Below are 23190 nucleotides of genomic sequence, written 5' to 3' on the forward strand. Positions count from 1 at the left end.
GCGGCGCGCGCCGTGACGGCGGTGGTGGCCGCGCCCGTCGCGACGATGCCCCTCGCCAGGAACCTGCCGTGCGCAGCCCGCGTGAGCCGCAGAACCAGCCGGTGATCATCCGCAAGGAATCCAAGCTCGATCGCTACCCAACCCCCGAGCAGCTCGAAGACGTACCGAGCCGCCCGCGTGGCGAACGCCCGGCATTGCTGACCCGCAAGGGCGATTGATCGCCGCCGAACGGTGATGCGCTTCAGGGCTATCGAGCTAACCGATTGCTCGTCGATGTCGTTGAAGCCTACTGAAACGCCGCATGCTCATCACGGGCATGCGGCGTTTCTGTTCATCGCACAGCATCGTACCCTGCCAGGCTCGTTCACTCGCCCCGGCGTGTCAGTGCGCGTCCTTGCAGTCGGCTGAAAAGGCCGTTTCGCGAACGGGGTCATAAAAAAACCGATGCCATTACTGGCATCGGTTTTTTGCGTCGAACAGCGGCCTTGAGCAGCCGCTGTCATGCCGCCTTAGGCATTACTTGTTCTTCGTGCCTTCGAGGCTGATGTCCAGGTCGAGGGTCTGCGAAGTCGGGCCTGGGCCCTTGATGCCAAAGTCGCTCAGGTTCAGCGTGGTGGTGGCATTGAAGCCGGCACGCTCGCCGCCCCACGGGTCTTTGCCTTCGCCGTTGAAGGTTGCCTTGAAGGTCACTGGCTTGGTGACGCCATGCATCGTCAGGTCGCCAGTCACGTCGGCCGTTTTCTCGCCAGTGGATTTCACGGCGGTGGAAACGAACTTGGCGTCCGGGTATTTCTTCACGTCGAGGAAGTCGGCGCTGGCGATGTGCTTGTCACGCTCGGCGTGGTTGGACCAGAGGCTTGCGGTTTTCAGGTCAACGCTGATCTTGCTCGCTTCCGGCTTGGCGCTGTCCCAGCTGAACGATCCGTCGAAGTCTTTGAACGTGCCGTGAATGAAGCTGTAACCCAGGTGGCTGATTTTCCAGTCGACGAACGCGTGCTGGCCTTCCTTGTCGATCGTGTAGTCAGCGGCCATCGCCTGGCCCGCAGCGAACAGGGCAGTACCGAGCGCCAATGCGGCAAAGGTCTTTTTCAACATCCTTTGATTCCTTCCGTTGCAATTGAGTGGGTGATTCAAGCTTTGCGGCCAAGCATTCGCAGCAGGGTCGCATCGCGGTCGATGAAATGGTGCTTGAGTGCTGCCAGGCCATGCAGGCCGGCGAAGATCACCAACCCCCAGGCCAGGTAATAGTGAACCTCGCCGGCGAGATCGGCCTGGTCGGGCAGGTTGCTGACCAGTGCCGGTACTTCGAACAGATTGAAGACCGGGATGCCAACGCCATCGGCGGTGGAGATCAGGTAGCCGGCGAGCATCACGGCGAACAGGCCTGCGTACAACCCCAGGTGGCCAAGGGTAGCCGCTACCCGCGTCAACCGCCCATGGCTGGCCGGCGCAGGCGGCGGTGGGCTGATCAAGCGCCACAGCACGCGCAGGGTCATCACGGCCAGCAGCACCAGGCCGATGCTCTTGTGCAGGTCGGGGCCGGCCTTGCGCCAGGGGTCGTAATAGTCCAGTCCGACCATCCACAACCCCAGCCCGAACAGGCTGAAGACCGTCAACGCCACACCCCAGTGCAGCGCGATGCTGACCGCACCGTAGCGAGAAGATGAATTGCGCAGTTGCATGATGCTGTGATTCCCCGTGAAGAGCTGTGCCAAGATTACCGCGTAACGTATCGGGTAAAAGCGGAAAAAACTGCTGCGATATATCGAATTAGCCGATGGTAATTCTCAGCACGAACCATTAAGGAAACGTTAACCCTAGACGGTTTTTTAACACGGGTGTTCAGCACGGCCCGCGACTGCACGATACCGTGCAGGCGTGGGCGTGAAGGTCAGTTGCCGCTGGCCTTGTCGGCTGCTGCGGGCTGCTTGGCCGGGGCAGCTTTTGCAGCCGGTTTCTTTTGAGCCGGCTGCACAGGCTTCTTGGCCGGCGCTGCCTTGGCAGGCTTGTGCGCTGGCTGAGCCTTGTGCGCTGGCGCCTTGCTGGCCGCAGGCTTTGCAGCGGCAGGTTTGGCGGCGGCGGGCTTGACCGGTGCCGGCGGGATAACGGCCGGCACCGGCGCCGGGGCCGCTTCTGGCGCAGGCGCCGGTGCAGGCTCGACAGGCTTGCTCACCTCGGCAGGTTTTGCCGCCGGCTGCTCGCCACGGCCGAACAGGCGCGAGAAGAAGCCAGGCTTGGCCGGTTCGGTGGCTGCCGGTTGCGCGTTGCTCTCAGGCGCAGCCGGGACCTTGTCGGCCTTGTCGCCACCACCGAACAGATTGGCGAAGAAGCCCGGCTTCTTCACTGCCACAGCACCCGCTGCACCGGCTGCTGCTGCCGTGGTTGCCACGGCCTTGACCGGCTCGAACGACTTGCCAGCTGCCAGGTCCTGCACTTGGCTGGCCGCACGCTGGCCGCTGCGCAGTGCGCCTTCGAGGGTGCCAGGGTAGAGCGCATCGGTATGCTCACCGGCAAAGGTCACACGCTGCACGGGCCGCTCCCACAGGCGCCAGTACTTGCTGATCTGCCCCGGGCCGTAAGCCAGGTAGGATCCGCCGGTGCCTGCGTCGGTGCTGTAACGACGCACCTCGTAACCGGTAAAGGCCCCACGTGCCTTGGGGTAGAAGGCGTGCAGGCGAATCAACACCTGGTCGACCATCTGCTTGTCGCCAAAGGCTTGCAGCAGGCGCGCGTTATCGCCCGACAGGTTGATCACCACGTTGGCGCCACCTTTGAGCGCCGGCTCGATCCACAGCATGCCCAGCCCGGCGTTGCTGAAGATTTCACCGGACATCCGCGCGCGGCTTTCCCACACCGGCTGCTTGAACTTCAGCAGGATCTGGTCGCGCCAACCGTAGTTGGTGCCCTTGATGGCCGCCATGTGCTGGTTGTCCAGGGCCGGGGTCATCTGGATCTTGGAAAGCGCACGCAGTGGCACGGCCATCACCAGGTAATCCGCCGTATAGCCGACGCTGCCGGCCTTGACGGTGACGCCGTTCTTGTCCTGCACGATGGAGGTGACCGGCGCATCGGTCTTGATGGTCTTGACCTGCTTGACGAAGGCCTGGGCCAGCACCGGGCTGCCACCGGGCAGGCGCGCGGCACGACGGTCGCGGTCATCGACGCCGCGATACACCCGGTTCTGCTGCGCGAAATACAGCAACGACAGGCGCGACGGTTCGTCGTAGCGGCTGCGGATTTCCTGATTGATCAGCTGGCGTGCGGTGGTCGGCAGTTGCAGGCGGTCGAGCCAGTTGGCGACGTTGATCTGATCCAGGGCGAACAGTGTGCTGTTGGCGGCCGGGTTGAGCGGATCATCGATCGAGCGCGCCAGGTCATCGACGGTCTTCTCGTAGCGTTTCATCGCCTCGGCAGTGGCCGGCTGCTTGAGCGCCAGGTCCGCTTCGCTGAAATAATCGCCGTCGATCAGGTAGCCCGGGGTGCGCACGAACTCCGGCGCCGGCAGTGTCTGCAACTTGAACTGCTGCAGATAATGGTTGAGCGCTGGCTGGACTTTGTCGTTGCCGATCCACTCGCTGGTCGCCAGGCCCGAACGCCCGCCCACGCTGGCCTTGGCCTCCAGCAGGGTCACCTGCCAGCCCTTGCTTTGCAGCTCGTAGGCCGCCGTCAGGCCGGCCAGGCCGCCACCGACGACGATCGCCGTCGGGGTCTTGCCCTGCGCCTGCGCAGCGGTGCTGGACAGGCCAATCATGATCACCGCGCACACGCGCACCCAAGCAGCAGCCATCGAGGCAGACTCCAGATCAGAAAAAACGTGAAGAAGCGAGGGCGCGGACTGCCCCCTCGTAGAGAGCCGCCTAGAATACGTGAGCCCTGCCTGCCCTGCCAGCGCTGCTAGCGGGTTGTTCCTACGGCCTTGTTCTCTTAGGCTTACGCGCTCTTACACGCCTTACCGCCAGGAGAACCGCCCATGGGGCTCAACCAACAGTGGATGCAACGCGACCTCGAGGTCCTGTGGCACCCCTGCACCCAGATGAAAGACCACGAGCACGTGCCGCTGATCCCGATCAAGCGCGGTGAAGGCGTGTGGCTCGAGGACTTCGAGGGCAAGCGTTACCTCGATGCGGTCAGCTCCTGGTGGGTCAACGTGTTCGGCCATGCCAACCCGCGCATCGGCCAGCGCATCAAGGACCAGGTCGATCAGCTCGAGCACGTGATCCTGGCAGGCTTCAGCCACCAGCCGGTGATCGAGCTGTCCGAGCGGTTGGTCGCGCTGACGCCCGCCGGCCTGGACCGGGTGTTCTACGCCGACAACGGCTCGTCGTGCATCGAAGTGGCGCTGAAGATGAGCTTCCACTACTGGCACAACACCGGTAAGCCGCAGAAAAAGCGCTTCGTGACCCTGACCAACAGCTATCACGGCGAAACCATCGCCGCGATGTCGGTGGGCGATGTGCCGCTGTTCACCGAAACCTACAAGGCGCTGTTGCTCGACACCCTCAAGGTGCCCAGCCCGGACTGCTTCCACCGCCCCGAAGGGGTCAGCTGGGAAGACCATTCGCGGACGATGTTCGCCGCCATGGAGCAGACCCTGGCCGAGCACCACGCCACCATCAGCGCGGTGATCGTCGAGCCGTTGATCCAGGGTGCCGGCGGCATGCGCATGTACCACCCGGTGTACCTCAAGCTGCTGCGCGAAGCCTGCGACCGCTATGACGTGCACCTGATCCATGACGAAATCGCCGTCGGCTTCGGCCGCACCGGCACGATGTTCGCCTGCGAACAGGCGGGCATCCGCCCGGATTTCCTGTGTTTGTCCAAGGCCCTCACCGGTGGCTACCTGCCGCTGGCCGCGTGCCTGACCACCGACACGGTGTACCAGGCGTTCTACGACGACTACCCGACCTTGCGCGCCTTCCTCCATTCGCACAGCTACACCGGCAACCCGCTGGCCTGCGCGGCGGCCCTGGCCACCCTGGACATCTTCGAGCAAGACAACGTGATCGAGGCCAACAAGGCCCTGGCCAGCCGCATGGCCAGCGCCACGGCGCACCTGGCCGACCACGCCCATGTCGGGGAGATCCGCCAGACGGGCATGGCCCTGGCCATCGAGATGGTCCAGGACAAATCCACCAAGGCCGGTTACCCCTGGCAGGAACGGCGCGGCATGAAGGTCTTCGAGCACGCCTTGAGCCGCGGTGCACTGCTCAGGCCACTGGGCAGCGTGGTGTATTTCCTGCCACCGTATGTGATTACCCCGGAGCAGATTGACTTCCTCGCCGAGGTGGCCAGCGAAGGCATCGACATCGCCACACGCGACAGCGTCAGCGTGGCCGTGCCGGCTGATTTCCATCCCGATTTCCGCGATCCGGGTTGATGCGCTGCCACCGCCCTGCGCCGCGTTCACTTGGCGCCTTGCAGGGCGAGGACGAGCTCGACGGCTCACTGGCCGATCCCGCACAGTGAGCACCGACGCGGGCAGGGGTGAACCGCAAAGCCCAAGCCCCGCGCCAGCCGAGACCTGAAATTCCTTCAACAGAGCCAGACCATGCGACTGTCCCGTTTTTTCATCGATGCCCCCCTTTCCCTCGGCGAGCACGCGCTGCCCGAAGCGCAGGCCCATTACATCGGCCGCGTGCTGCGCATGGCGGTCGGCGACGCCGTGCAGCTGTTCGATGGCAGTGGTCAGGAATTTCTCGGCCAACTGCTCGAAGTGGGCAAGAAAACTGTGCGGGTAAGCCTTGATCAGGCACTGCCCGGCCAGCCGGATTCAGCGCTGCAGGTGCACCTGGGCCAAGGCTTGTCCCGCGGCGAGCGGATGGACTGGGCGATCCAGAAGGCCACCGAGCTGGGCGTCAACGAGATCACCCCGATCATCAGCGAGCGCTGCGAAGTGCGCCTCAAGGACGAGCGTGCCGACAAGCGCCTGGCGCACTGGCGTCAGGTGGCGATCAGCGCCTGCGAGCAATGCGGCCGTTCCACCCTGCCACTGATCCATCCGCCGCAAACACTGGGCGACTGGCTCGCCAGCACCGACGCCGACCTCAAGCTGGTGCTGCATCCGGTGGCAGAACCGTTGACAGGCCACGCCAGGCCGGCCCGCCTGGCCTTCCTGATCGGCCCCGAGGGCGGCTTGAACGACAGCGAGGTCGAGCAGGCCAGCCGCGTCGGCTTCCACGCCGCCCGCCTCGGCCCACGGGTGCTGCGCACCGAGACCGCGCCAGTGGTGGCACTGGCGGTGGCGCAGCAGTTGTGGGGCGATTTCTGATCCTCGCCGGCCAAGCCTGACGCCAACCAGACCCCGTGGATTCCACAGCCTGTGCACCTGTCTGGAGTGGCCGGTCCGGCACTCTAGGGTGAGCGCCGGCCTGGCCAGGCCGTTATCCGCCGCCGCTCAGCGAACGTAGAAAAAGATCGCGATGAAATGCAGCAGGCTGCCGGCGATCACGAACAGGTGCCAGATGCCATGCCCGTGGCGCAGACGCCGGTCCAGGGCGAAGAAGATGATCCCAACCGTGTAGAACACGCCACCGGCCGCCAGCCAGGCAAAGCCCGCCGTACCGAGGGTCGCGAGCAGTGGCTTGACGGCCACCAGGACGATCCAGCCCATCAGCGCATAGATCACGATCGACATCACCCGCGCTTCGGAACGCGGCTTGATTTCCTGCAGCATGCCGATCAGTGCCAGCCCCCAGACCACGCCGAACAGGCTCCAGCCCCACGGCCCACGCAGGCTGACCAGGCAGAACGGCGTGTAGCTACCGGCGATCAGCAGGTAGATGGAGAGGTGATCGAGCTTGCGCATGATCACCTTCGCCCGCCCGCGGGTGCTGTGGTACAGGGTCGAAATGCTGTACAGCAGGATCAGCGTGAAGCCATAGATGGAGAAACTGACGATCTTCCACGGGTCGCCCTGAAAGCCGGCGGCGATGATCAGCCAGATCGCCCCCAGCGCGGCCAGCAGGGCGCCGACCAGGTGGGTCCAGGCATTGAAACGTTCACCGTAATACATGCAACGAACATCCTCCCGAAGCCGATTGGGGTGTGACCTCTACAACTGCGCGTCGCGCACCAGCCGCTCAAGCCCGGCCAGGTCCGGCACGCGTACCACCTGTTCGGCCACTTGAACGGCAGCCAGTTCCAGCGACGCCAAGGGTACGTCGACATAATTGAGCTGGCTGTCGAGCTTGCACGAGCGCGGTATGCCCTGCAGCAGCAGCGCCAGATAACGCAGGCCGGTGTCGCCCAGTGCATTGAGCACCACGATCCGCGCACGTTCACCGCACGGGGTATGTCCGCCACAGGCGGCCTCGAAACCGATCAGGGGCAGACGATGCTGGCGCCAGTCGAGCCAGCCCATGTGCCAGTCCAGCGACCCTTGTTCACACATCAGCCGACGCTGCCCCACCAACTCGGCCACCGCCACGTTGGGCAGGACCAGCGTGCGGTCGCCCAAGGGCAGCAACAGCCCGGTGAGGCTGCTGCGCTGGCCAACGATGTGTTCAAGCATGCGCGGGGCTCCAGTGGACAGGGTTGAGTTCATGCATGGCGCGGACTCCAATGGGCAATGCTCTGCAGCAGCACCGATTCCTGATACGGCTTGCCCAGGTACTCGTTGACGCCGATGGCCATGGCGCGGTCGCGGTGCTTCTGGCCACTGCGCGAGGTGATCATGATGATGGGCAGGTCCTGGAGACGCTCGTCGGCACGAATGCGTGTCGCCACCTCGAAGCCGTCCATGCGCGGCATCTCGATGTCCAGCAGCAGCACGTCGGGCCGATGTTCGTGCAGCAAGGTCATGGCGTCGACGCCATCCTTGGCCGTCAGCACGCTCATTCCATGGCGCTCCAGCAGGCGGCTGGTGACCTTGCGCACCGTGACCGAATCGTCCACCACCATCACCAGCCGCGAGCGCTTGGCCGCAGCGCCTGGCAGTGCCGCCGTGCTGCGGCCCGCCGAGGGCAGACGCGCCATGCGCCGCTGCTGGCCGCGCAACTGCCCGAGCAGGTCGAGAATCAACACCACACGGCCATCACCCAGCAAGGTCGCGCCGGCCAAGCCTGGGACCGCGGCAAACTGCGGGCCGAGGCTCTTGACCACGATCTCGCGGCTGGCCGACAGGCCGTCGACCTGAATGGCGAACGACTGCTCCTGCGAATGCACCAGCAGCACAGGCAGTGGCACGCTCAGGCCCAGCAGGCCGGGCCGCGCCGCACCTTGCAGCAGCCCGCCGAGGTAGCGCAGGTCATAGGTGAACCCGGCATAGGTGTAGCGCGGCGGATCGAGCTGATAACAGGCGTCCAGCTCTGCCGGCGGCACGCGCACCACGCCCTCGATGGTGTTCAGCCCGATGGCATACTGCTCATCGCCCAGGTGCACCATCAGCGCCCGGTTCACCGACACGGTGAACGGCAGCCGAATCAGAAAACGCGCCCCCTTGCCCGGGCTGGACTCGATGCTCATCGAGCCACCGAGCTGCTTGACCTCTTCATGCACCACGTCCATGCCCAACCCGCGCCCGGAGATCTGCGTGATCTTCTCGGCGGTGGAGAAGCCCGGGCGCAAGATGAACTGCAACACTTCGTGATCACTGAGGGTGGCCTGCGGATCGAGCAGGCCGCGCTTGATGGCTTTCTTGCGCACCGCGTCGAGTGGCACGCCGTCGCCGTCGTCGCTCATCTCGATGACGATATCGGCGCCCTCGTGCAGCAGGTTGAGGTGGATCGTGCCCTGCTCGGGCTTGCCCACGGCACGCCGCGCTGCGCCGGTTTCCAGGCCGTGGTCCACCGCGTTGCGCAGCATGTGTTCCAGCGGCGCGACCATGCGTTCGAGCACGCTGCGGTCCAGCTCGCCCTCGGCATTGCCCACCACCAGTTCCACCTGCTTGCCCAGCTCGCTGGCCACCTGGCGCACCACCCGCTGCAGGCGCGGCACCAGGCGCTCGAAGGGCACCATCAGGGTGGCGGTCAGGCCTTCCTGCAACTGGCTGTTGATCCGCGCCTGCTGCTGCAGCAGGCCATGGGTGAGCTGGGCGCGCTGGCCAAGGGTTTCCTTGAGGTCGAGCAAGTCCGAAGCCGACTCGAACAGCGCCCGCGACAGCTGTTGCAGCTGCGAGTGGCGGTCCATTTCCAGCGGGTCGAAATCTTCGTACGCGTCGCCCTCGGCGGGGTGCCGGCTGAGGATGCCGCTCTGGGTTTCGTTGTCCAGGCGCAGCAACTGATCGCGCATGCGCTCAAGGGTGGTCTCCATCTCCACCAGGGCGAACTGGCCGTCGTTGACCTGCTGCTCGATGCGCCCACGCAGGATCGAATGCTCGCTGGCCAGATTGCCCAGCTCGTCGAGCAGCTCGGCATCGACCTTGACCATGTCGCCGGCGGCGCGCTCGTGGACCGCGGCGGGCGCCTCCACAGGCGGCGGTTCGGTGGGCGCGGCAGCAGAGGCGCTGTCATTGAGCGCGGCGCTGGAGAAGTTGCGAATGTAGTCGATCAATGCCGTGGCAGCATGCAGCGGCTGGCCCAGGCGTACGGCGTCGAGCATGTGCGCCAGGCGGTCGTGGCAGTTCTGCAGCAGGCTGAACAGCGCGGCGCTCGGCGGCAGGCGACCGGCGGCGAGCAGTTCGTAGAGAAACTCCAGCTCGTGCGCGAGGTCACCGATGGCGCTGATCTGCACCATGCGTGCACCGCCCTTGAGGGTGTGCAGGTCGCGCAGCAGGGTTTCGGCTTCGGCGGTATTGCGCGGCTCGGCCTGCCAGCGCGCCAGGGCCGTGGCGGCGCTTTCGACGATGTCCGAGCTTTCTTCGAGGAAGACCTCCAGCAGGGCGCTGTCATCCCGGGTGTCGTCCACAGCGGGAAGGTCTGCAGCGTCTGAACTGTCTGAAAGCTCTGCGACGTGCGACACCTTCACGACCTCAGGCGCAGGCTCATGGGCCAGTCCCTCGTCCTGGGTCAACGTCCGGACCCCTTGCGCGCTCACTACACCCAGGCTGGACGGGTCCAGCGCGTCTTGCAGGGCACCGTGCAAGTCCGCCAGCAACGCGCTGCGGCCAGTCACCTCCTGCCCGGCAGCCAGCTCGTCGAGCATGTCCAGCAGCGCGGCATGGGCCTCTTCCACCAGGACGAACACGCGCGAAGTGGGCGCCAGGCTACCCTCTTCCACCGCGCCGAGCAGATCCAGCAGGGCCTCGCACAGCTCGTCCAGCACCCACAGATCGGCCAGGTGCGCCGCATGGCCCAGCGCGGTCAGTTCGTCGAGCAGTGCATCGAGTGCATCGCGCTGCGCCGGCTGCGCCTGCCAACGGGCCAGCAGCGTTTCAGCGTCCTGCAGGTGGTCCATGGCCTCGCTCAGAAAGCGTCCGGTGGCCTCGGGATCACGCGCGCGGCGCTGTGGCACCTGGGCGTCGGCCTGGAGGCTGGCCAGGCGCGCATCGACGCTCTGCTGCACCTGTTCGATGAGCTCGCCGGCGCCACGCAGGGGCTGCAACGGCGCTTGCTCGACGTGTGCCAACGCCGCCTGCAGCAGCGCGCAGGCGGCTTGCAGGTGTTCCAGATCTGCAACCTGCAGCAGCAGGTCGTGGGCCTGGCATTCACGTGCCAGGCGGTCCAGCGCGGTGGCCAGCTCGGCCACCGGCAGCACGCCAGCCATGGCCGCGCTGCCCTTCAAGGTGTGCAGCGCGCGTTGCAGGCCATCGCTGACCTTGCTCGGAGCACCAGCGGCGCTGTGCAGAAAATCTTCGACAGCCTTCACGTGGCCCGCCGCTTCGCTGGCGAAGATGCTCAGCAGGCGCGGGTCGAGGCCGTCGACGTCGCCCGCCGCCACCCGCGCGCTGGCCAGGGCATGCAGGTGGTCTGCCAGGGTCTGGATGTCAGGCGAGACCGGTGCATGACCGGCCGCCACATCCGCCAGCAGGTCAGGCAGGCGCACGAACACCTGTTGCAACGCCACCTGACACGCAGGGCCCAACTCGATGCGCCCTTCCAGCGCGCGGTTGAGCAGGTGTTCGGCACCCCAGGCCAGCGCTGCCAACGCTTCGGCCTGGACCATCCGCCCGCTGCCCTTGAGCGTGTGCAAGGCGCGGCGCAGGTCGATCAGCGCCTCGCGCGCGGTGTGATCGGCGCACCAGCGCTGCCATTCGCGCTCGATGGCCTGCAGCAAGTCAGCGGCCTCCTCCAGAAAGACCTCGCGCAGCTCCTCGTCGATGCCATCGGCAGAGGCCGTGTGTTCCGCCTGCGTGGCTTCACGCGGGCACTGCACACCCAACTGCGCCAGGTGCCTGCAGGCCTGATCGAGCCACGGCCCCGCGTCGGCCAAAGGGTCGGCGACGCGCCACTGCAGGTAGCATTCTGCGGCGCACAACGCATCGGCAAAGTGCGTCAGCGCCTGCTGTTCAGGAGGCTGCGGCAACTGCCCCAGCCAGCCCTGCACGTACGCTGCGCAGCCGGCAAACACCTCGGCAGCGGCGGGCAGCATGAGCATGCTCAGCGCCCCGCGCACCTGCTGCAGCAAGCCAGGCAAGCCTTGCAGGCGCTGCCAGGACCAGTCGCTGACCAGACAATCCTCGATCAGCTCCTTGACCTGCTGCACCACCGACAACGACTCGTTCAACACTTGCTGGCGGATCTCCAGCACATCGGAGCCTGGCAGGCTGGCCGGATCGTTGTCTTGCAGCGGGCCGACCATGCCGTTGAGCGTGGCCTCGACGTACAGCAGCGCGCCGGCCACGTCCATCAGCAGCGCGTCGTCGACCACGCGCAGGTGCTCGCTGACGCCTTGCAAGGCCAGCACCTGATCGATGATCACCCGGCGCGGCTGCTGGAAGCCCAGCACGGCCAGGGTATTGGCGATCTGCCGCAAGGGCGTGAGCACCGCATCGAGCTGCTCGCGGTCATGCCGGTCGCTGCGCACGAAGTGGTCGAGCCGCTCCTTGATGCGCATCAGGTCATCGCACAGCGCGATCACCACCGAACGCAGCGCGTCATGGCCGTGGCCGGCCTGCAGATGCTCGCGCCAGGTGCCCAGCGACAGGTCGAGGTCGGCCAGGTCGGCCGCAGCGCTCGGGCGTTCGCCGGTGCCGGTCAGCAGGCTTTCCTGGGCCAGCGGCTCCAGGCCGCGACAGTGACGCAACTGGTTGAGCAGCGGCAGCATCACCAGGGGCAGGTCGTGGCGCGCGCCGCGCAGCCGATCCAGGTAGGCCGGCAGTTGCTCCAGACCGCGAAACAGCGCCCCCAGGCACTCACCCTTGGGCGCCTCGGCACTGGCAGCCAGGGCCGCGCCCAACAACTCCATTTCTTCGGCCAGATGCGCCGCGCCGCGCAGCTCGAGCAGATTCAGGCAGCCGTTGACCTGATGCAGGGCGTCGCTGAACAACGTCATCGGCGCCGCGTCAGCAGGCTCACGGGCGAAGGTTTCCAGCGCTTGGCGCGCGCTGCCCAGGCAGTCGAGAATGGCCGTCTTGGTCCAGGCCAGGGCGACGGTGTCGTGGCGTTCCAGGGCTATCGTGGCCGCTGCCATGGGTGCCTCCTCATGGCTGCGCCGCGTTCTCGGGCAAGGTGAAACCGGAGACCGAGCGGCGCATTTCGCTGGCCATGCGGGCCAGGTGGCGAATGCTGTCCGCGGTGGCCCCGGAGCCGGCCGAGGTCTGCGCGGTGATCTGCTGGATGACCGACATGGTGTGGGAAATCTGCCCCGCCGACGACGTTTGCAGCTGGGCGGCGTCGGAGATGCTCAGAATCAGCTCGGCCAGGGTTTGCGACACGCCCTCGATTTCGGCCAGCGACACCCCGGCGTCCTGCGCCAGGCGTGCGCCGCGCACCACTTCGGCAGTGGTCTGTTCCATGGAGATCACCGCTTCGTTGGTGTCGGTCTGGATGGTGCGCACCAGCGCCTCGATCTGCCGCGTGGCCGAGGACGAACGCTCGGCCAGGCGCTGCACCTCGTCGGCGACCACGGCAAAGCCGCGCCCGGCCTCGCCGGCCAGCGAGGCCTGAATGGCGGCGTTGAGGGCGAGGATGTTGGTCTGCTCGGCAATGTCGTCGATCAGGCTGACGATATCGCCGATCTCCTGGGACGACTCACCCAGGCGCTTGATGCGCTTGGCCGTGTCCTGAATCTGCTCGCGGATGTTGTCCATGCCCTGAATGGTGTTGTGCACCACCTCGTTGCCCTTGTTGGCGATGGCCACCGAGCGCTCGGCCACCTTGGCCGATTCATAGGCATGGCTCGACACGCGGTCGATCGACTCGACCATGTCGCCCACCGCCACCGAGGCCTCGCTGATCTGCTCGGCCTGGTGCTCGGAGGCCTTGGCCAACTGGCGGGCGGTGTTCTGTGTGTCCTGCACGGCCGCCGCGACCTGCTCGGCGCTGTGGTTGATGGTGGTCACCAGGTCACGCAGCTGATCCACCGAGTAATTGATGGAGTCGGCGATGGCCCCGGTGAAATCTTCGGTGACCGACACGGTCACGGTCAGGTCGCCGTCGGCCAGTTCTTCGATTTCATCGAGCAGGCGCATGATGGCCTGCTGATTGCGCTCGTTTTTCTGCGCGGTGTCGCGCAACTGGCGGCGCGTGGCACGCACCATGATCGAGCCGATGAGAATGATCGAGGCCAGCGCCAGCAGGCCCAGGGCATAGCCGCCGAGGGTGTAGGCGGTGCGCCCGGTGGCAAGATTCTCGAAGCTGTTGGCCAGGTGCGAGGCCTCATCCAGCAGGGTCTGCGAGCCGCTGAAAATGTTCCCGGCAGCCTCGCGCACGCGCAGCAGTTCGGGGGAGGTCTCGATGATTTCGTCCACCGACCCTGCCACGAACTGGAACAGCTCGGCAATTTCCGCCAGGCGCGTGCGCGCATCGGCATCTTCGACGCGGCTGATCTGCAGATCGGCATTGCCCTCGAGCATGCCCTGCAGCACCTGGCCAAAGCGGTTGGCATCGCGGCCAAAGGTGGCCGCGGCCTGCGCCGTGGTGGCATCCCCGGCCAGCACCGTGTTCACCGACCCGAGAATGCGCTCGGCCAACAGCAGCTGGCGCTGGGCGACGGCCACCTGGCTGGCCGGGGCGCCGCGCTTGAGGAGGATTTCCACGACCTTTTCGTACTCGACCTGCAGTTGCGGCACGGTCTCGGCCAGGGTCGCGGCCACCTGGTGCAGCGACAGCACGGTCTGCTCGCTGGACACGATCGCGTCCGTGTTGCGCCGCAGACTCTCCCAGTCCTGGTGCACGGCTGCCATTTCCTCGCGCACGGCGGCGGGCGCGGCCGGCAGGCCGGTGGCGTGATCGCCGTGGCGCAGGTAGCCCCAGCGGCGCTCGAAATCGTTGCGCGCATCGGCCAGCAGCTTGAACGCCAGCGCCTTGCCCGACGCCGCTTCCGTGGCGTTCTTGGCGATGCGCTGGGACAACACGCGCAGCTCGCCGGCATGGCCGATGTACTGCTTGTCATAGGTCGACTGCGTGTTGAGGTAGGCGAAATTGGCGAACAGCAGAATGATCGACAGGATCAGCACCACGAACATGACGGTGATCTGCGCACTGCTGCGCGTGCGCTGAGTCATCGGCGGTGGGCTGACGCCCGGGGGGGACTTGCTCACGAAGGCATCCTCTACAACGCCACGTCGATGAAACCTGGCGCCTGGGCCAGGGTGAACGGGCTGAAAATCGCCCAGGTGCGCTCGCCGGGCACGTCGGGTTCGCCGGGAAAGTGCCCCTGCACGAAACGCGCAGCACTGCGCAGCAGCGGCTGCGGCGGCGCCAGTTGCAAGCTGCCGAGGGGGAAGTGCTGCAGGCCCAGGACCTCGTCGACCAGCAGGCCGACGAACAGGTCGTCGTGATCGAGCACCATCACCCGCCGCTGCTTGCCAGCAGCCACCGGGCCAAGGCCAAGAAACGTCGACAGGTCCATCACCGGCAGCAGCCGCCCACGCAGGTTGGCCACGCCCACCACCCACGGCCGCACACCCGGCACGCGGCTGCTGCGGGGCTCGCGCAGCACCTCGGCGACCTCGCCCATGGGCGCGACGAACCACTGCCCGCCGATGCGAAAGCCGATGCCGCTCCAGTCTTGCAGGGGGCTGTCATCGAAGGGCTGGTCGGCCACCAGCAGGCGGCAACGCCGGTCGATGTCCAGCAGCAGCTCGAAGGCCGTCAGCGACGCGCCCTGGGGCCGGGTGGTCAAGCCCGCAGCACGTGGTCGACGATGCTGAGCAGTGCCGCTTCGTCCACCGGCTTGGTGAGAAAGGCCTTCGCGCCCTGGCGGGTCGCCCAGATACGGTCGGTTTCCTGGTCCTTGGTAGTGACCACCACCACCGGAATGTTGCAGGTTTCCGGGTCCTTGCTCAGCTGGCGGGTGGCCTGGAAGCCGTTCATGCCAGGCATGACGATGTCCATCAGGACCACATCGGGCTTTTCCTGGCGGGCCAGGGCCACGCCATCGGCACCGTTGTTGGCCTTGATCACCTGGTGGCCGTGCTGTTCCAGCCAGTCGGTGAGCTTGTACATCTCGGTGGGCGAATCGTCGACAATCAGAACTCGGGCCATGCTGTTTCCCCGTGTGGAACGTGCGAGGCCGCCATGTTCGGCGGCCTCAGGAGGCGTGTTGTGGCTGCTCGACGAAGGCCGGCACATGGGCGCGGATGGCGTCGAGCAGCGCTTGTTTGCTGAAAGGCTTGGTGAGGAACTGGTCAGAGCCCACGACGCGCCCGCGCGCCTTGTCGAAGACGCCATCGCGTGACGACAGCAGGATCACCGGGATGTCCTTGTAGGCGCTGTTCTGCTTGATCACCGCGCATGTCTGGTAGCCATCCAGGCGCGGCATGAGCACGTCGACGAAGATGATCTGCGGCTGGTGGTCGACGATCTTGGCCAGGGCATCGAAGCCGTCGCTGGCAGTGATCACCTCGCAACCGGCCTCGCCGAGCAACAACTGGGCAGTGCGGCGGATCGTGCGTGAATCGTCGATCACCATCACCTTCAGGGGTTGTTCCATAAGTCGTACTACCGTGGCGGCTCGCTAAGAGGCCGGCAGGCCTTGCGACCGAGCCACTGACGGGCTCGCAGCGCAGCGCTGGCGGCAGGATGCTGTGCGGCATTTTTAGCATACTCCGGGAGCCCGTTCCATCTGCCCGCCCCTTGACCGAGCGCGCGTGCAGCGCCACCCTGAGCCACTTTTCACGAACCATCACGGCCCGTGTGCCGCAAGAGGAACTACCCCATGAGCGTTCGCCTCGGGATTGTCATGGACCCCATCGCGTCCATCTCCTACAAGAAGGACAGTTCGCTGGCCATGCTGCTCGCCGCCCAGGCTCGCGGCTGGAGCCTGTTCTACATGGAGCAGGCCGACCTCTACCAGGGTGAAGGCAAGGCCCGCGCGCGCATGCGCCCGTTGAAGGTATTCGCCGACCCGGCGCGCTGGTTCGAGCTGGGCGACGAGCAGGACAGCGCACTGGCCGAGCTCGACGTGCTGCTGATGCGCAAGGACCCGCCCTTCGACATGGAGTTCGTCTACAGCACTTACCTGCTGGAGCAGGCCGAGCGTGACGGCGTGCTGGTGGTCAACCGCCCGCAGAGCCTGCGCGACTGCAACGAAAAACTGTTCGCCACGCTGTTCCCGCAGTGCACCGCGCCCACCCTGGTGAGCCGCCGCGCCGACATCATCCGCCAGTTCGCCGCCACCCATGGCGACGTCATCCTCAAGCCCCTCGACGGCATGGGCGGCGCCTCGGTGTTCCGTCATCGCCAGGGCGACCCGAATCTTTCGGTGATCCTTGAAACCCTGACCCAGCATGGCAAGCAGCAGATCATGGCGCAGGCCTACCTGCCGGCCATCGTCGACGGCGACAAACGCATCCTGATGATCGACGGCGAGCCGGTACCGTACTGCCTGGCGCGCATTCCGGCCAGCGGCGAAACCCGCGGCAACCTGGCCGCCGGTGGCCGTGGCGAAGCGCGGCCGCTGACCGAACGCGACCGCTGGATCGCCGCCCAGATCGGCCCGACCCTGCGCGAGAAAGGCCTGTTGTTCGTCGGCCTGGACGTGATTGGCGACAGCCTGACCGAAATCAACGTCACCAGCCCGACCTGCATCCGTGAAATCGACGCGGCGTTCAACACCGATATCGGTGGCCAGTTGATGGACGCCATCGCCCGCCAGCTCGACGCCCGTTGAGCACCTGCGCGCGGCAGTGACGCACAGTGGGGTATGATGCCGGTCGTTTTTCATCGCCCCACTGCCGCGTTGCGCAACTGCTGGATATTTGATGACGCTGTCTGCCGACATTCCCACCGACCTGCTGCCGCCACGCGTTCGCCCGGCGGACCGCCTGGGCTTTACCCTGTTCCTGGCCACCCTGCTGCACCTTGCGCTGATCCTCGGGGTCGGCTTCAGTGTCAGCACGCCTACGCAGATCCGGCACACCATGGACTTCACCCTCTCGACCTTCAAGAGCGAGAAGGCGCCGGAAAAGGCCGATTTCCTGGCCCAGGACGACCAGCAAGGCAGCGGCACCCTGGAAAAGAAAGCGGTGCCCACCACCACCGAAGTAGCGCCGTTCCAGGACAGCAAGGTCAACAAGATCACCCCGCCACCGGCCGCCCGCCCTGAAGTGCCGCCGCAGCCCGCCAAGGCGGTGGTCAGCACCAAGGCGCCCAAGGCGCAGAAGGTCGAGTCCAGACCCGCGCCCAGCAAACCGCAGCCCAAGCCCGTGGCGCCAGCCCCGGCGTTCGACAGCTCGCAGCTGTCCAGCCAGATCGCCAGCCTGGAAGCCGAGTTGTCCCAGGAGCAGCAGCTGTACGCCAAGCGCCCGCGCATTCATCGCCTCAATGCCGCGTCCACGGCCCGCGACAAAGGCGCCTGGTACAAGGAAGACTGGCGCAAGAAGATCGAGCGCATCGGCAATCTCAACTACCCCGAAGAGGCCCGCAGCCAGAAGCTCTACGGCAGCCTGCGGCTGATGGTGTCGATCAACCGCGACGGCTCGCTGCACGAGGTGCTGGTGCTCGAGTCATCGGGGCAGCCATTGCTCGACCAGGCCGCCCAGCGCATCGTGCGCATGTCGGCGCCGTTCGCCCCCTTTACCGGGGACCTGGCTGAATTCGACCGACTGGAAATCGTCCGTACCTGGCGTTTTGCCCGTGGGGATCGACTTTCGAGTAATTAACCACGGCATACGACGGGCGATTCGCTTGTCAGTACCCCGACCTGACGCCACACTAGCGACCATGAAAATGCACACGCCGACTTACCTCAAGCATCAGTTCCTGATCGCCATGCCGCACATGGCCGACCCGAACTTTGCGCAGACCCTGACCTACATCGTCGAGCACAACGCCAACGGCGCGATGGGCCTGGTGGTGAATCGCCCGCAGGACCTCAACCTGGCGGATATCCTCGAACAGCTGCGCCCCGATGACGAGGCGCCGCTGTCCACCTTGCAGGTGCCGATCTACCTGGGCGGCCCGGTGCAGACCGATCGCGGCTTCGTGCTGCACAGCCCCGAGTGCAGCTATCAGGCCACCGTCGAGCTGCCCGGCCTGTCGCTCAGCACCTCCCAGGACGTGCTGTTCGCCATCGCCGCCGGCACCGGCCCGCAGCAGAGCCTGATCACCCTGGGCTACGCGGGCTGGGAGGCCGGCCAGCTGGAAGAAGAGTTGGCGGACAACGCCTGGCTCAACTGCCCGTTCAACGCCGACATCCTCTTCGCCACGCCCAGCGAGCAGCGCCTTGAAGCCGCAGCCGCCAGCCTGGGCGTCACCCTCAGCCTGCTCACCAGCCAGGCGGGCCACGCCTGATGGCCGAGCTGCGTCTGTTGCTCGGCTTCGATTACGGCACCAAGCAGATCGGCGTTGCGGTCGGCCAGGTCATCACCGGTCAGGCCCGCGAGCTGTGCACGCTCAAGGCGCAGAACGGCGTGCCTGACTGGACCCAGGTCGAAAAGCTGGTCGCTGAATGGAAACCCGACGCCATCGTCGTCGGCTTGCCACTGAACATGGACGGCACGCCCAGCGAGATGAGCGCCCGCGCCGAGAAATTCGCCCGGCGCCTGAACGGCCGCTTCAACCTGCCCGTGCACACCCATGACGAGCGCCTGACCACCTTCGAGGCCAAAGGCGAGCGCCTGGCCCGCGGTGGTCAGCGCGGCAGTTACCGCGACAACCCGGTCGATGCCATTGCCGCAGCCCTGCTGCTGCAGGGCTGGCTGGAGGCCAATACCTAACCGCTTTGCCGCCGGCCAAGGCCGGCACCCGCCAAGGAGTCCGCAATGAGCCTTCCCGATCCTGCCGCGCTGATCCGGCAGATGGCCACCGACCTACGCGCCCACCTCACCCGCCGTGACATCAGCGAGCCGCGCTTCATCGGCATCCGTACCGGTGGCGTGTGGGTGGCCCAGGCGCTGCAAAAGGCACTGGGCGACGACAGCCCCCTGGGCACCCTGGACGTGTCGTTCTACCGCGATGACTTCAGCCAGAACGGCTTGCACCCACAGGTGCGCCCTTCGGAGCTACCGTTCGAGATCGAAGGCCAGCACCTGGTGCTGATCGATGACGTGCTGATGAGCGGGCGTACCATCCGCGCCGCCCTCAACGAGCTGTTCGACTACGGTCGCCCAGCCAGCGTGACGCTGGTCTGCCTGCTCGACCTGGACGCCGGCGAACTGCCGATCCGCCCCCACGTGCTGGGCGCCACGCTATCGCTGGCGGCCGAGCAACGCATCAAACTGACCGGCCCCGCCCCGCTCGCCCTCGAGCGCCAGGACCTCGCCACCGCTTCCGCCCTTTAAGAGCCCCCCGATGACGCCACTCGACGCCAAGCGCCCGCTGCAGCTCAACGACCAGGGCCAGCTGCGCCATTTTCTGTCCCTGGATGGCCTGCCCCGCGACCTGCTGACCGAAATCCTCGACACCGCCGACTCGTTCCTCGAAGTCGGCGCGCGAGCCGTGAAAAAGGTGCCGCTGCTGCGCGGCAAGACCGTGTGCAATGTGTTCTTCGAGAACTCCACGCGCACGCGTACCACCTTCGAGCTGGCCGCCCAGCGGCTGTCGGCCGACGTGATCAGCCTGAACGTCTCGACCTCCTCCACCAGCAAGGGCGAGACGCTGTTCGACACCCTGCGCAACCTGGAGGCCATGGCGGCAGACATGTTCGTGGTGCGCCACTCCGACTCGGGCGCTGCGCACTTCATCGCCGAGCACGTCTGCCCCGAGGTGGCGGTGATCAACGGCGGCGACGGGCGCCACGCGCACCCGACCCAGGGCATGCTCGACATGCTCACCATTCGCCGCCACAAGGGCAGCTTCGAGAACCTGTCGGTGGCCATCGTCGGCGACATCCTGCATTCGCGCGTGGCCCGCTCGGACATGCTCGCGCTGAAGGCGCTGGGCTGCCCGGACATCCGTGTGATCGGCCCGAAAACCCTGATCCCGATCGGCATCGAGCAGTACGGTGTGAAGGTCTACACCGACCTCAGCGAAGGCCTGAAAGACGTCGACGTGGTGATCATGCTGCGCCTGCAACGCGAGCGCATGACCGGCGGCCTGCTCCCGAGCGAGGGCGAGTTCTATCGCCTGTTCGGCCTGACCACCGCGCGCCTGGCCGGCGCCAAGCCTGACGCCATCGTCATGCACCCGGGGCCGATCAACCGCGGCGTGGAGATCGAATCGGCGGTGGCTGACGGCAGCCACTCGGTGATTCTCAATCAGGTCACCTACGGCATCGCCGTACGCATGGCCGTGCTGTCGATGGCCATGAGCGGGCAGAATACGCAACGTCAACTCGACCAGGAGCCTGCACAGTGAGCCTCAGCCAGTTCATCGGCCGTATTGCCGTGCCACCGACGGCCATCAGCGGGCACAACACCCCACGTCAACTCGACCAGGAGAACGCTCTGTGAGCCTCAGTATTCTTGGCGCCCGCCTGATCGACCCAAGCAGCGGCCTGGACCAGGTCAGCGACCTGCACATCGACGCCGGACGCATCGTCGCCATTGGCGTTGCGCCGGCCGGCTTCACCGCCAGTCGCACCGTTCAGGCTGAGGGCCTGGTGGCCGCGCCGGGCCTGGTAGACCTGTCCGTGGCGCTGCGCGAACCGGGCTACAGCCGTAAAGGCACCATCGCCAGCGAAACCCGCGCCGCCGTCGCCGGTGGCGTGACCAGCCTGTGCTGCCCGCCACAGACCCGCCCAGTGCTCGATACCTCGGCCGTTGCCGAACTGGTGCTGGACCGCGCCCGCGATGCCGGCAATGCCAAGGTCTACCCCATCGGCGCGCTGACCCGCGGCCTGGAAGGTGAGCAACTGGCCGAGCTGGTCGCCCTGCGCGACACCGGGTGCGTGGCCTTCGGCAACGGCCTGAACGAGCTGGCCAGCAACCGCACGCTGGCCCGCGCGCTCGACTACGCCGCCACCTTCGACCTGAGCGTGGTGATCCACTCCCAGGACCGTGACCTGGCCCAGGGCGGCCTGGCCCACGAAGGCCCGATGGCCAGTTTCCTCGGCCTGCCGGGCATTCCGGAAACGGCAGAAACCGTGGCGCTGGCGCGCAACCTGCTGCTGGTGGAACAAACCGGCGTGCGCGCGCACTTCAGCCAGATCACCAGCGCCCGCGGCGCCGAACTGATCGCCCAGGCCCAGGCTCGCGGTCTGCCGGTGACGGCAGACGTTGCCCTGTACCAGCTGATCCTCACCGACGAGGCGCTGCGCGATTTCTCCAGCCTTTACCACGTCCAGCCGCCGCTGCGCACCGCGGCTGATCGCGATGGACTGCGCGCGGCGGTCAAGGCCGGCGTGATTCAGGCGATTTCCAGCCACCACCAACCCCACGAGCGCGACGCCAAGCTGGCGCCGTTCGGCGCGACCGAGCCAGGTATCAGCAGCGTCGAACTGCTGCTGCCGCTGGCCATGACGCTGGTTGAAGATGGCCTGCTCGACCTGCCCACCCTGCTCGCCCGCCTCAGCAGCGGCCCGGCCCAGGCCCTGCGCTTGCCGGCCGGTGAGCTGTCCGTGGGCGCGGCAGCCGACGTGGTGCTGTTCGATGCGCAGGCCTCGACGGTGGCCGGTGAGCAATGGTATTCCCGGGGTCAGAACTGCCCGTTCGTCGGGCACTGCCTGCCAGGGGCGGTGCGGTACACGGTGGTGGATGGGCGGGTGTGTCACGAGGGGTGATGACCTGACGGTTCGCCGTGGTCGCCGAAGGCGGTTCACTTGATGAACTGCGTGCCCTCCATGGACCTCGGTTAAAGGAGCAGGCCGGCTTTGCCGGCCATCGCGACTAAAGTCGCTCCCACACGGATGGCATGCTCCTTTCGGATCGCAGGCTCTATCAAAACACTATCGTCTGGCTCCGCCCTGTGGGAGCGGCCGGTCCGGCGCTCCGGTTAGCCGCGATGGCCGGCGCGGCCGGCCCGCTTCAGGCACTGCGCCGCATCGAAAACCCGAGGTTGCATCTTTCATACGGCAGGCATTGAGCGGCGGCCTGTTGACGCTCGCTCAAAGACGCTCACCGGCACCGTATTCGCCGTTGGCCGGCGTGTTGCCTGAGAAACACCATTTCTCGCGCCCAGGAACTTGATCCCGCGCTTGCACCCGACTGTCCGCCCACAGGTTGAAATCCTTCCCCCCACCCCCATATCAGTTTCCATCAGGCATTTTCGCCCCCGCTGCATGGAGACGTCCCCTTGACTACCATCGTTTCAGTTCGCCGCCACGGTAAAGTCGTCATGGCTGGCGACGGCCAGGTGTCCCTCGGCAATACCGTGATGAAAGGCAACGCCAAGAAGGTCCGTCGCCTGTACCACGGCCAGGTGATCGCAGGCTTCGCGGGCGCCACTGCCGATGCCTTCACCCTTTTCGAGCGTTTTGAAGGTCAGCTCGAGAAACACCAGGGTCACCTGATCCGCGCTGCCGTGGAGCTGGCCAAGGAGTGGCGGACCGACCGCTCCCTCAGCCGCCTGGAAGCCATGCTCGCCGTGGCGAACAAAGACGCCTCGCTGATCATCACTGGCAACGGTGACGTGGTCGAACCCGAAGACGGCCTGATCGCCATGGGTTCCGGGGGTGCGTTCGCCCAGGCCGCTGCGCGCGCCTTGTTGAACAAGACCGACCTGGGCGCTCGCGAGATCGCCGAAAGCGCACTGCACATCGCCGGCGACATCTGCGTATTCACCAACCACAACCTGACCATCGAGGAGCAGGACCTGGCCGAGTGATCAGCTG

20 protein-coding genes and 1 pseudogene are annotated in these 23190 nt (G+C 66.2%); 11 read left to right on the top strand and 10 right to left on the bottom strand.

All coding sequences use genetic code 11. The features are described 5' to 3' along the window. Window positions 1-218, top strand: a pseudogene (locus RT028_RS13870) (DEAD/DEAH box helicase); the annotation flags it as partial. 298 nt (window positions 219-516) lie between these two features. Here RT028_RS13870 and RT028_RS13875 read toward each other — a convergent pair. The 3 genes from RT028_RS13875 to RT028_RS13885 all read right to left on the bottom strand — a co-directional run bounded on the left by RT028_RS13875 (window position 517) and on the right by RT028_RS13885 (window position 3787). Beyond that, window positions 517-1095 carry a YceI family protein gene (locus RT028_RS13875; protein ID WP_312935671.1) on the bottom strand — a complete coding sequence of 193 codons (579 nt, stop codon included), beginning with the start codon at window positions 1093-1095 and terminating at the stop codon, window positions 517-519. A gap of 35 nt (window positions 1096-1130) precedes the next feature. Then, window positions 1131-1682, bottom strand: coding sequence for a cytochrome b (locus RT028_RS13880; RefSeq protein ID WP_312935673.1), 552 nt, complete (start codon window positions 1680-1682; stop codon window positions 1131-1133). Window positions 1683-1891: 209 nt separating this feature from the next. Further along, window positions 1892-3787 (bottom strand): flavin monoamine oxidase family protein, encoded by a 1896-nt coding sequence (locus RT028_RS13885; RefSeq protein WP_312935674.1) that lies wholly within the window; start codon window positions 3785-3787, stop codon window positions 1892-1894. Between the two features lie 183 nt (window positions 3788-3970). Between RT028_RS13885 and RT028_RS13890 the strand changes: the two genes are divergently transcribed. Next, the gene (locus RT028_RS13890) at window positions 3971-5377 is read left to right on the top strand and encodes an adenosylmethionine--8-amino-7-oxononanoate transaminase (RefSeq protein WP_312935676.1); all 1407 of its coding nucleotides are present in this window, start codon (window positions 3971-3973) and stop codon (window positions 5375-5377) included. A 171-nt stretch (window positions 5378-5548) separates the two neighbouring features. Beyond that, window positions 5549-6268, top strand: a complete 720-nt coding sequence (locus RT028_RS13895) for a 16S rRNA (uracil(1498)-N(3))-methyltransferase (RefSeq protein WP_312935678.1) — start codon at window positions 5549-5551, stop codon at window positions 6266-6268. A gap of 126 nt (window positions 6269-6394) precedes the next feature. Here the strand turns inward: RT028_RS13895 and trhA are convergent, their stop codons facing one another. From trhA to RT028_RS13930, 7 genes are read right to left on the bottom strand one after another with little or no spacing between them, the layout of a single operon-like run. Beyond that, window positions 6395-7012, bottom strand: coding sequence for a PAQR family membrane homeostasis protein TrhA (gene trhA / locus RT028_RS13900; RefSeq protein WP_312935680.1), 618 nt, complete (start codon window positions 7010-7012; stop codon window positions 6395-6397). A 39-nt stretch (window positions 7013-7051) separates the two neighbouring features. Continuing rightward, window positions 7052-7510 (bottom strand): chemotaxis protein CheW, encoded by a 459-nt coding sequence (locus RT028_RS13905; protein WP_312935682.1) that lies wholly within the window; start codon window positions 7508-7510, stop codon window positions 7052-7054. A 29-nt stretch (window positions 7511-7539) separates the two neighbouring features. Next, on the bottom strand, window positions 7540-12507 hold the full coding sequence (locus tag RT028_RS13910) for an Hpt domain-containing protein (RefSeq protein ID WP_312935683.1): 4968 nt from the start codon (window positions 12505-12507) through the stop codon (window positions 7540-7542). Between the two features lie 10 nt (window positions 12508-12517). Continuing rightward, the gene (locus RT028_RS13915) at window positions 12518-14542 is read right to left on the bottom strand and encodes a methyl-accepting chemotaxis protein (protein ID WP_312935702.1); all 2025 of its coding nucleotides are present in this window, start codon (window positions 14540-14542) and stop codon (window positions 12518-12520) included. A 47-nt stretch (window positions 14543-14589) separates the two neighbouring features. Continuing rightward, entirely contained in the window at window positions 14590-15162 is a 573-nt protein-coding gene (locus tag RT028_RS13920; RefSeq protein ID WP_312935685.1) for a chemotaxis protein CheW, read from the bottom strand. Beyond that, complete coding sequence (pilH, locus tag RT028_RS13925) at window positions 15159-15524, bottom strand: twitching motility response regulator PilH (protein ID WP_312935687.1); 366 nt, start codon at window positions 15522-15524, stop codon at window positions 15159-15161. The genes RT028_RS13920 and pilH overlap by 4 nt, the downstream gene beginning before the upstream one ends. 46 nt (window positions 15525-15570) lie before the next feature. Then, on the bottom strand, window positions 15571-15972 hold the full coding sequence (locus RT028_RS13930) for a response regulator (protein WP_312935689.1): 402 nt from the start codon (window positions 15970-15972) through the stop codon (window positions 15571-15573). A 225-nt stretch (window positions 15973-16197) separates the two neighbouring features. Here RT028_RS13930 and gshB point away from each other — a divergent pair, with 225 nt between their 5' ends. The 8 genes from gshB to hslV all read left to right on the top strand — a co-directional run bounded on the left by gshB (window position 16198) and on the right by hslV (window position 23183). Then, window positions 16198-17151 carry a glutathione synthase gene (gene gshB / locus RT028_RS13935; protein ID WP_312935690.1) on the top strand — a complete coding sequence of 318 codons (954 nt, stop codon included), beginning with the start codon at window positions 16198-16200 and terminating at the stop codon, window positions 17149-17151. 91 nt (window positions 17152-17242) lie between these two features. After that, a complete protein-coding gene (locus RT028_RS13940; protein ID WP_312935691.1) occupies window positions 17243-18142 on the top strand; it encodes an energy transducer TonB in 900 nt (299 codons plus the stop codon). A gap of 61 nt (window positions 18143-18203) precedes the next feature. Further along, window positions 18204-18773 (top strand): YqgE/AlgH family protein, encoded by a 570-nt coding sequence (locus RT028_RS13945; RefSeq protein ID WP_312935693.1) that lies wholly within the window; start codon window positions 18204-18206, stop codon window positions 18771-18773. Then, on the top strand, window positions 18773-19198 hold the full coding sequence (gene ruvX / locus RT028_RS13950; RefSeq protein WP_312935694.1) for a Holliday junction resolvase RuvX: 426 nt from the start codon (window positions 18773-18775) through the stop codon (window positions 19196-19198). Before RT028_RS13945 ends, ruvX begins: the two co-directional genes overlap by 1 nt. Before the next feature lie 45 nt (window positions 19199-19243). Then, window positions 19244-19762, top strand: a complete 519-nt coding sequence (gene pyrR / locus RT028_RS13955; protein ID WP_312935696.1) for a bifunctional pyr operon transcriptional regulator/uracil phosphoribosyltransferase PyrR — start codon at window positions 19244-19246, stop codon at window positions 19760-19762. Between the two features lie 10 nt (window positions 19763-19772). Beyond that, window positions 19773-20777 (top strand): aspartate carbamoyltransferase catalytic subunit, encoded by a 1005-nt coding sequence (locus tag RT028_RS13960; protein ID WP_312935698.1) that lies wholly within the window; start codon window positions 19773-19775, stop codon window positions 20775-20777. 91 nt (window positions 20778-20868) lie between these two features. Next, window positions 20869-22140 (top strand): dihydroorotase, encoded by a 1272-nt coding sequence (locus tag RT028_RS13965; RefSeq protein WP_312935700.1) that lies wholly within the window; start codon window positions 20869-20871, stop codon window positions 22138-22140. A gap of 512 nt (window positions 22141-22652) precedes the next feature. Next, window positions 22653-23183, top strand: a complete 531-nt coding sequence (gene hslV / locus RT028_RS13970; RefSeq protein WP_312935701.1) for an ATP-dependent protease subunit HslV — start codon at window positions 22653-22655, stop codon at window positions 23181-23183. Window positions 23184-23190 lie beyond the last annotated feature (7 nt).

This window comes from Pseudomonas sp. (genome assembly GCF_032058845.1).
In the GTDB taxonomy this organism is placed as follows: Bacteria; Pseudomonadota; Gammaproteobacteria; order Pseudomonadales; family Pseudomonadaceae; genus Aquipseudomonas.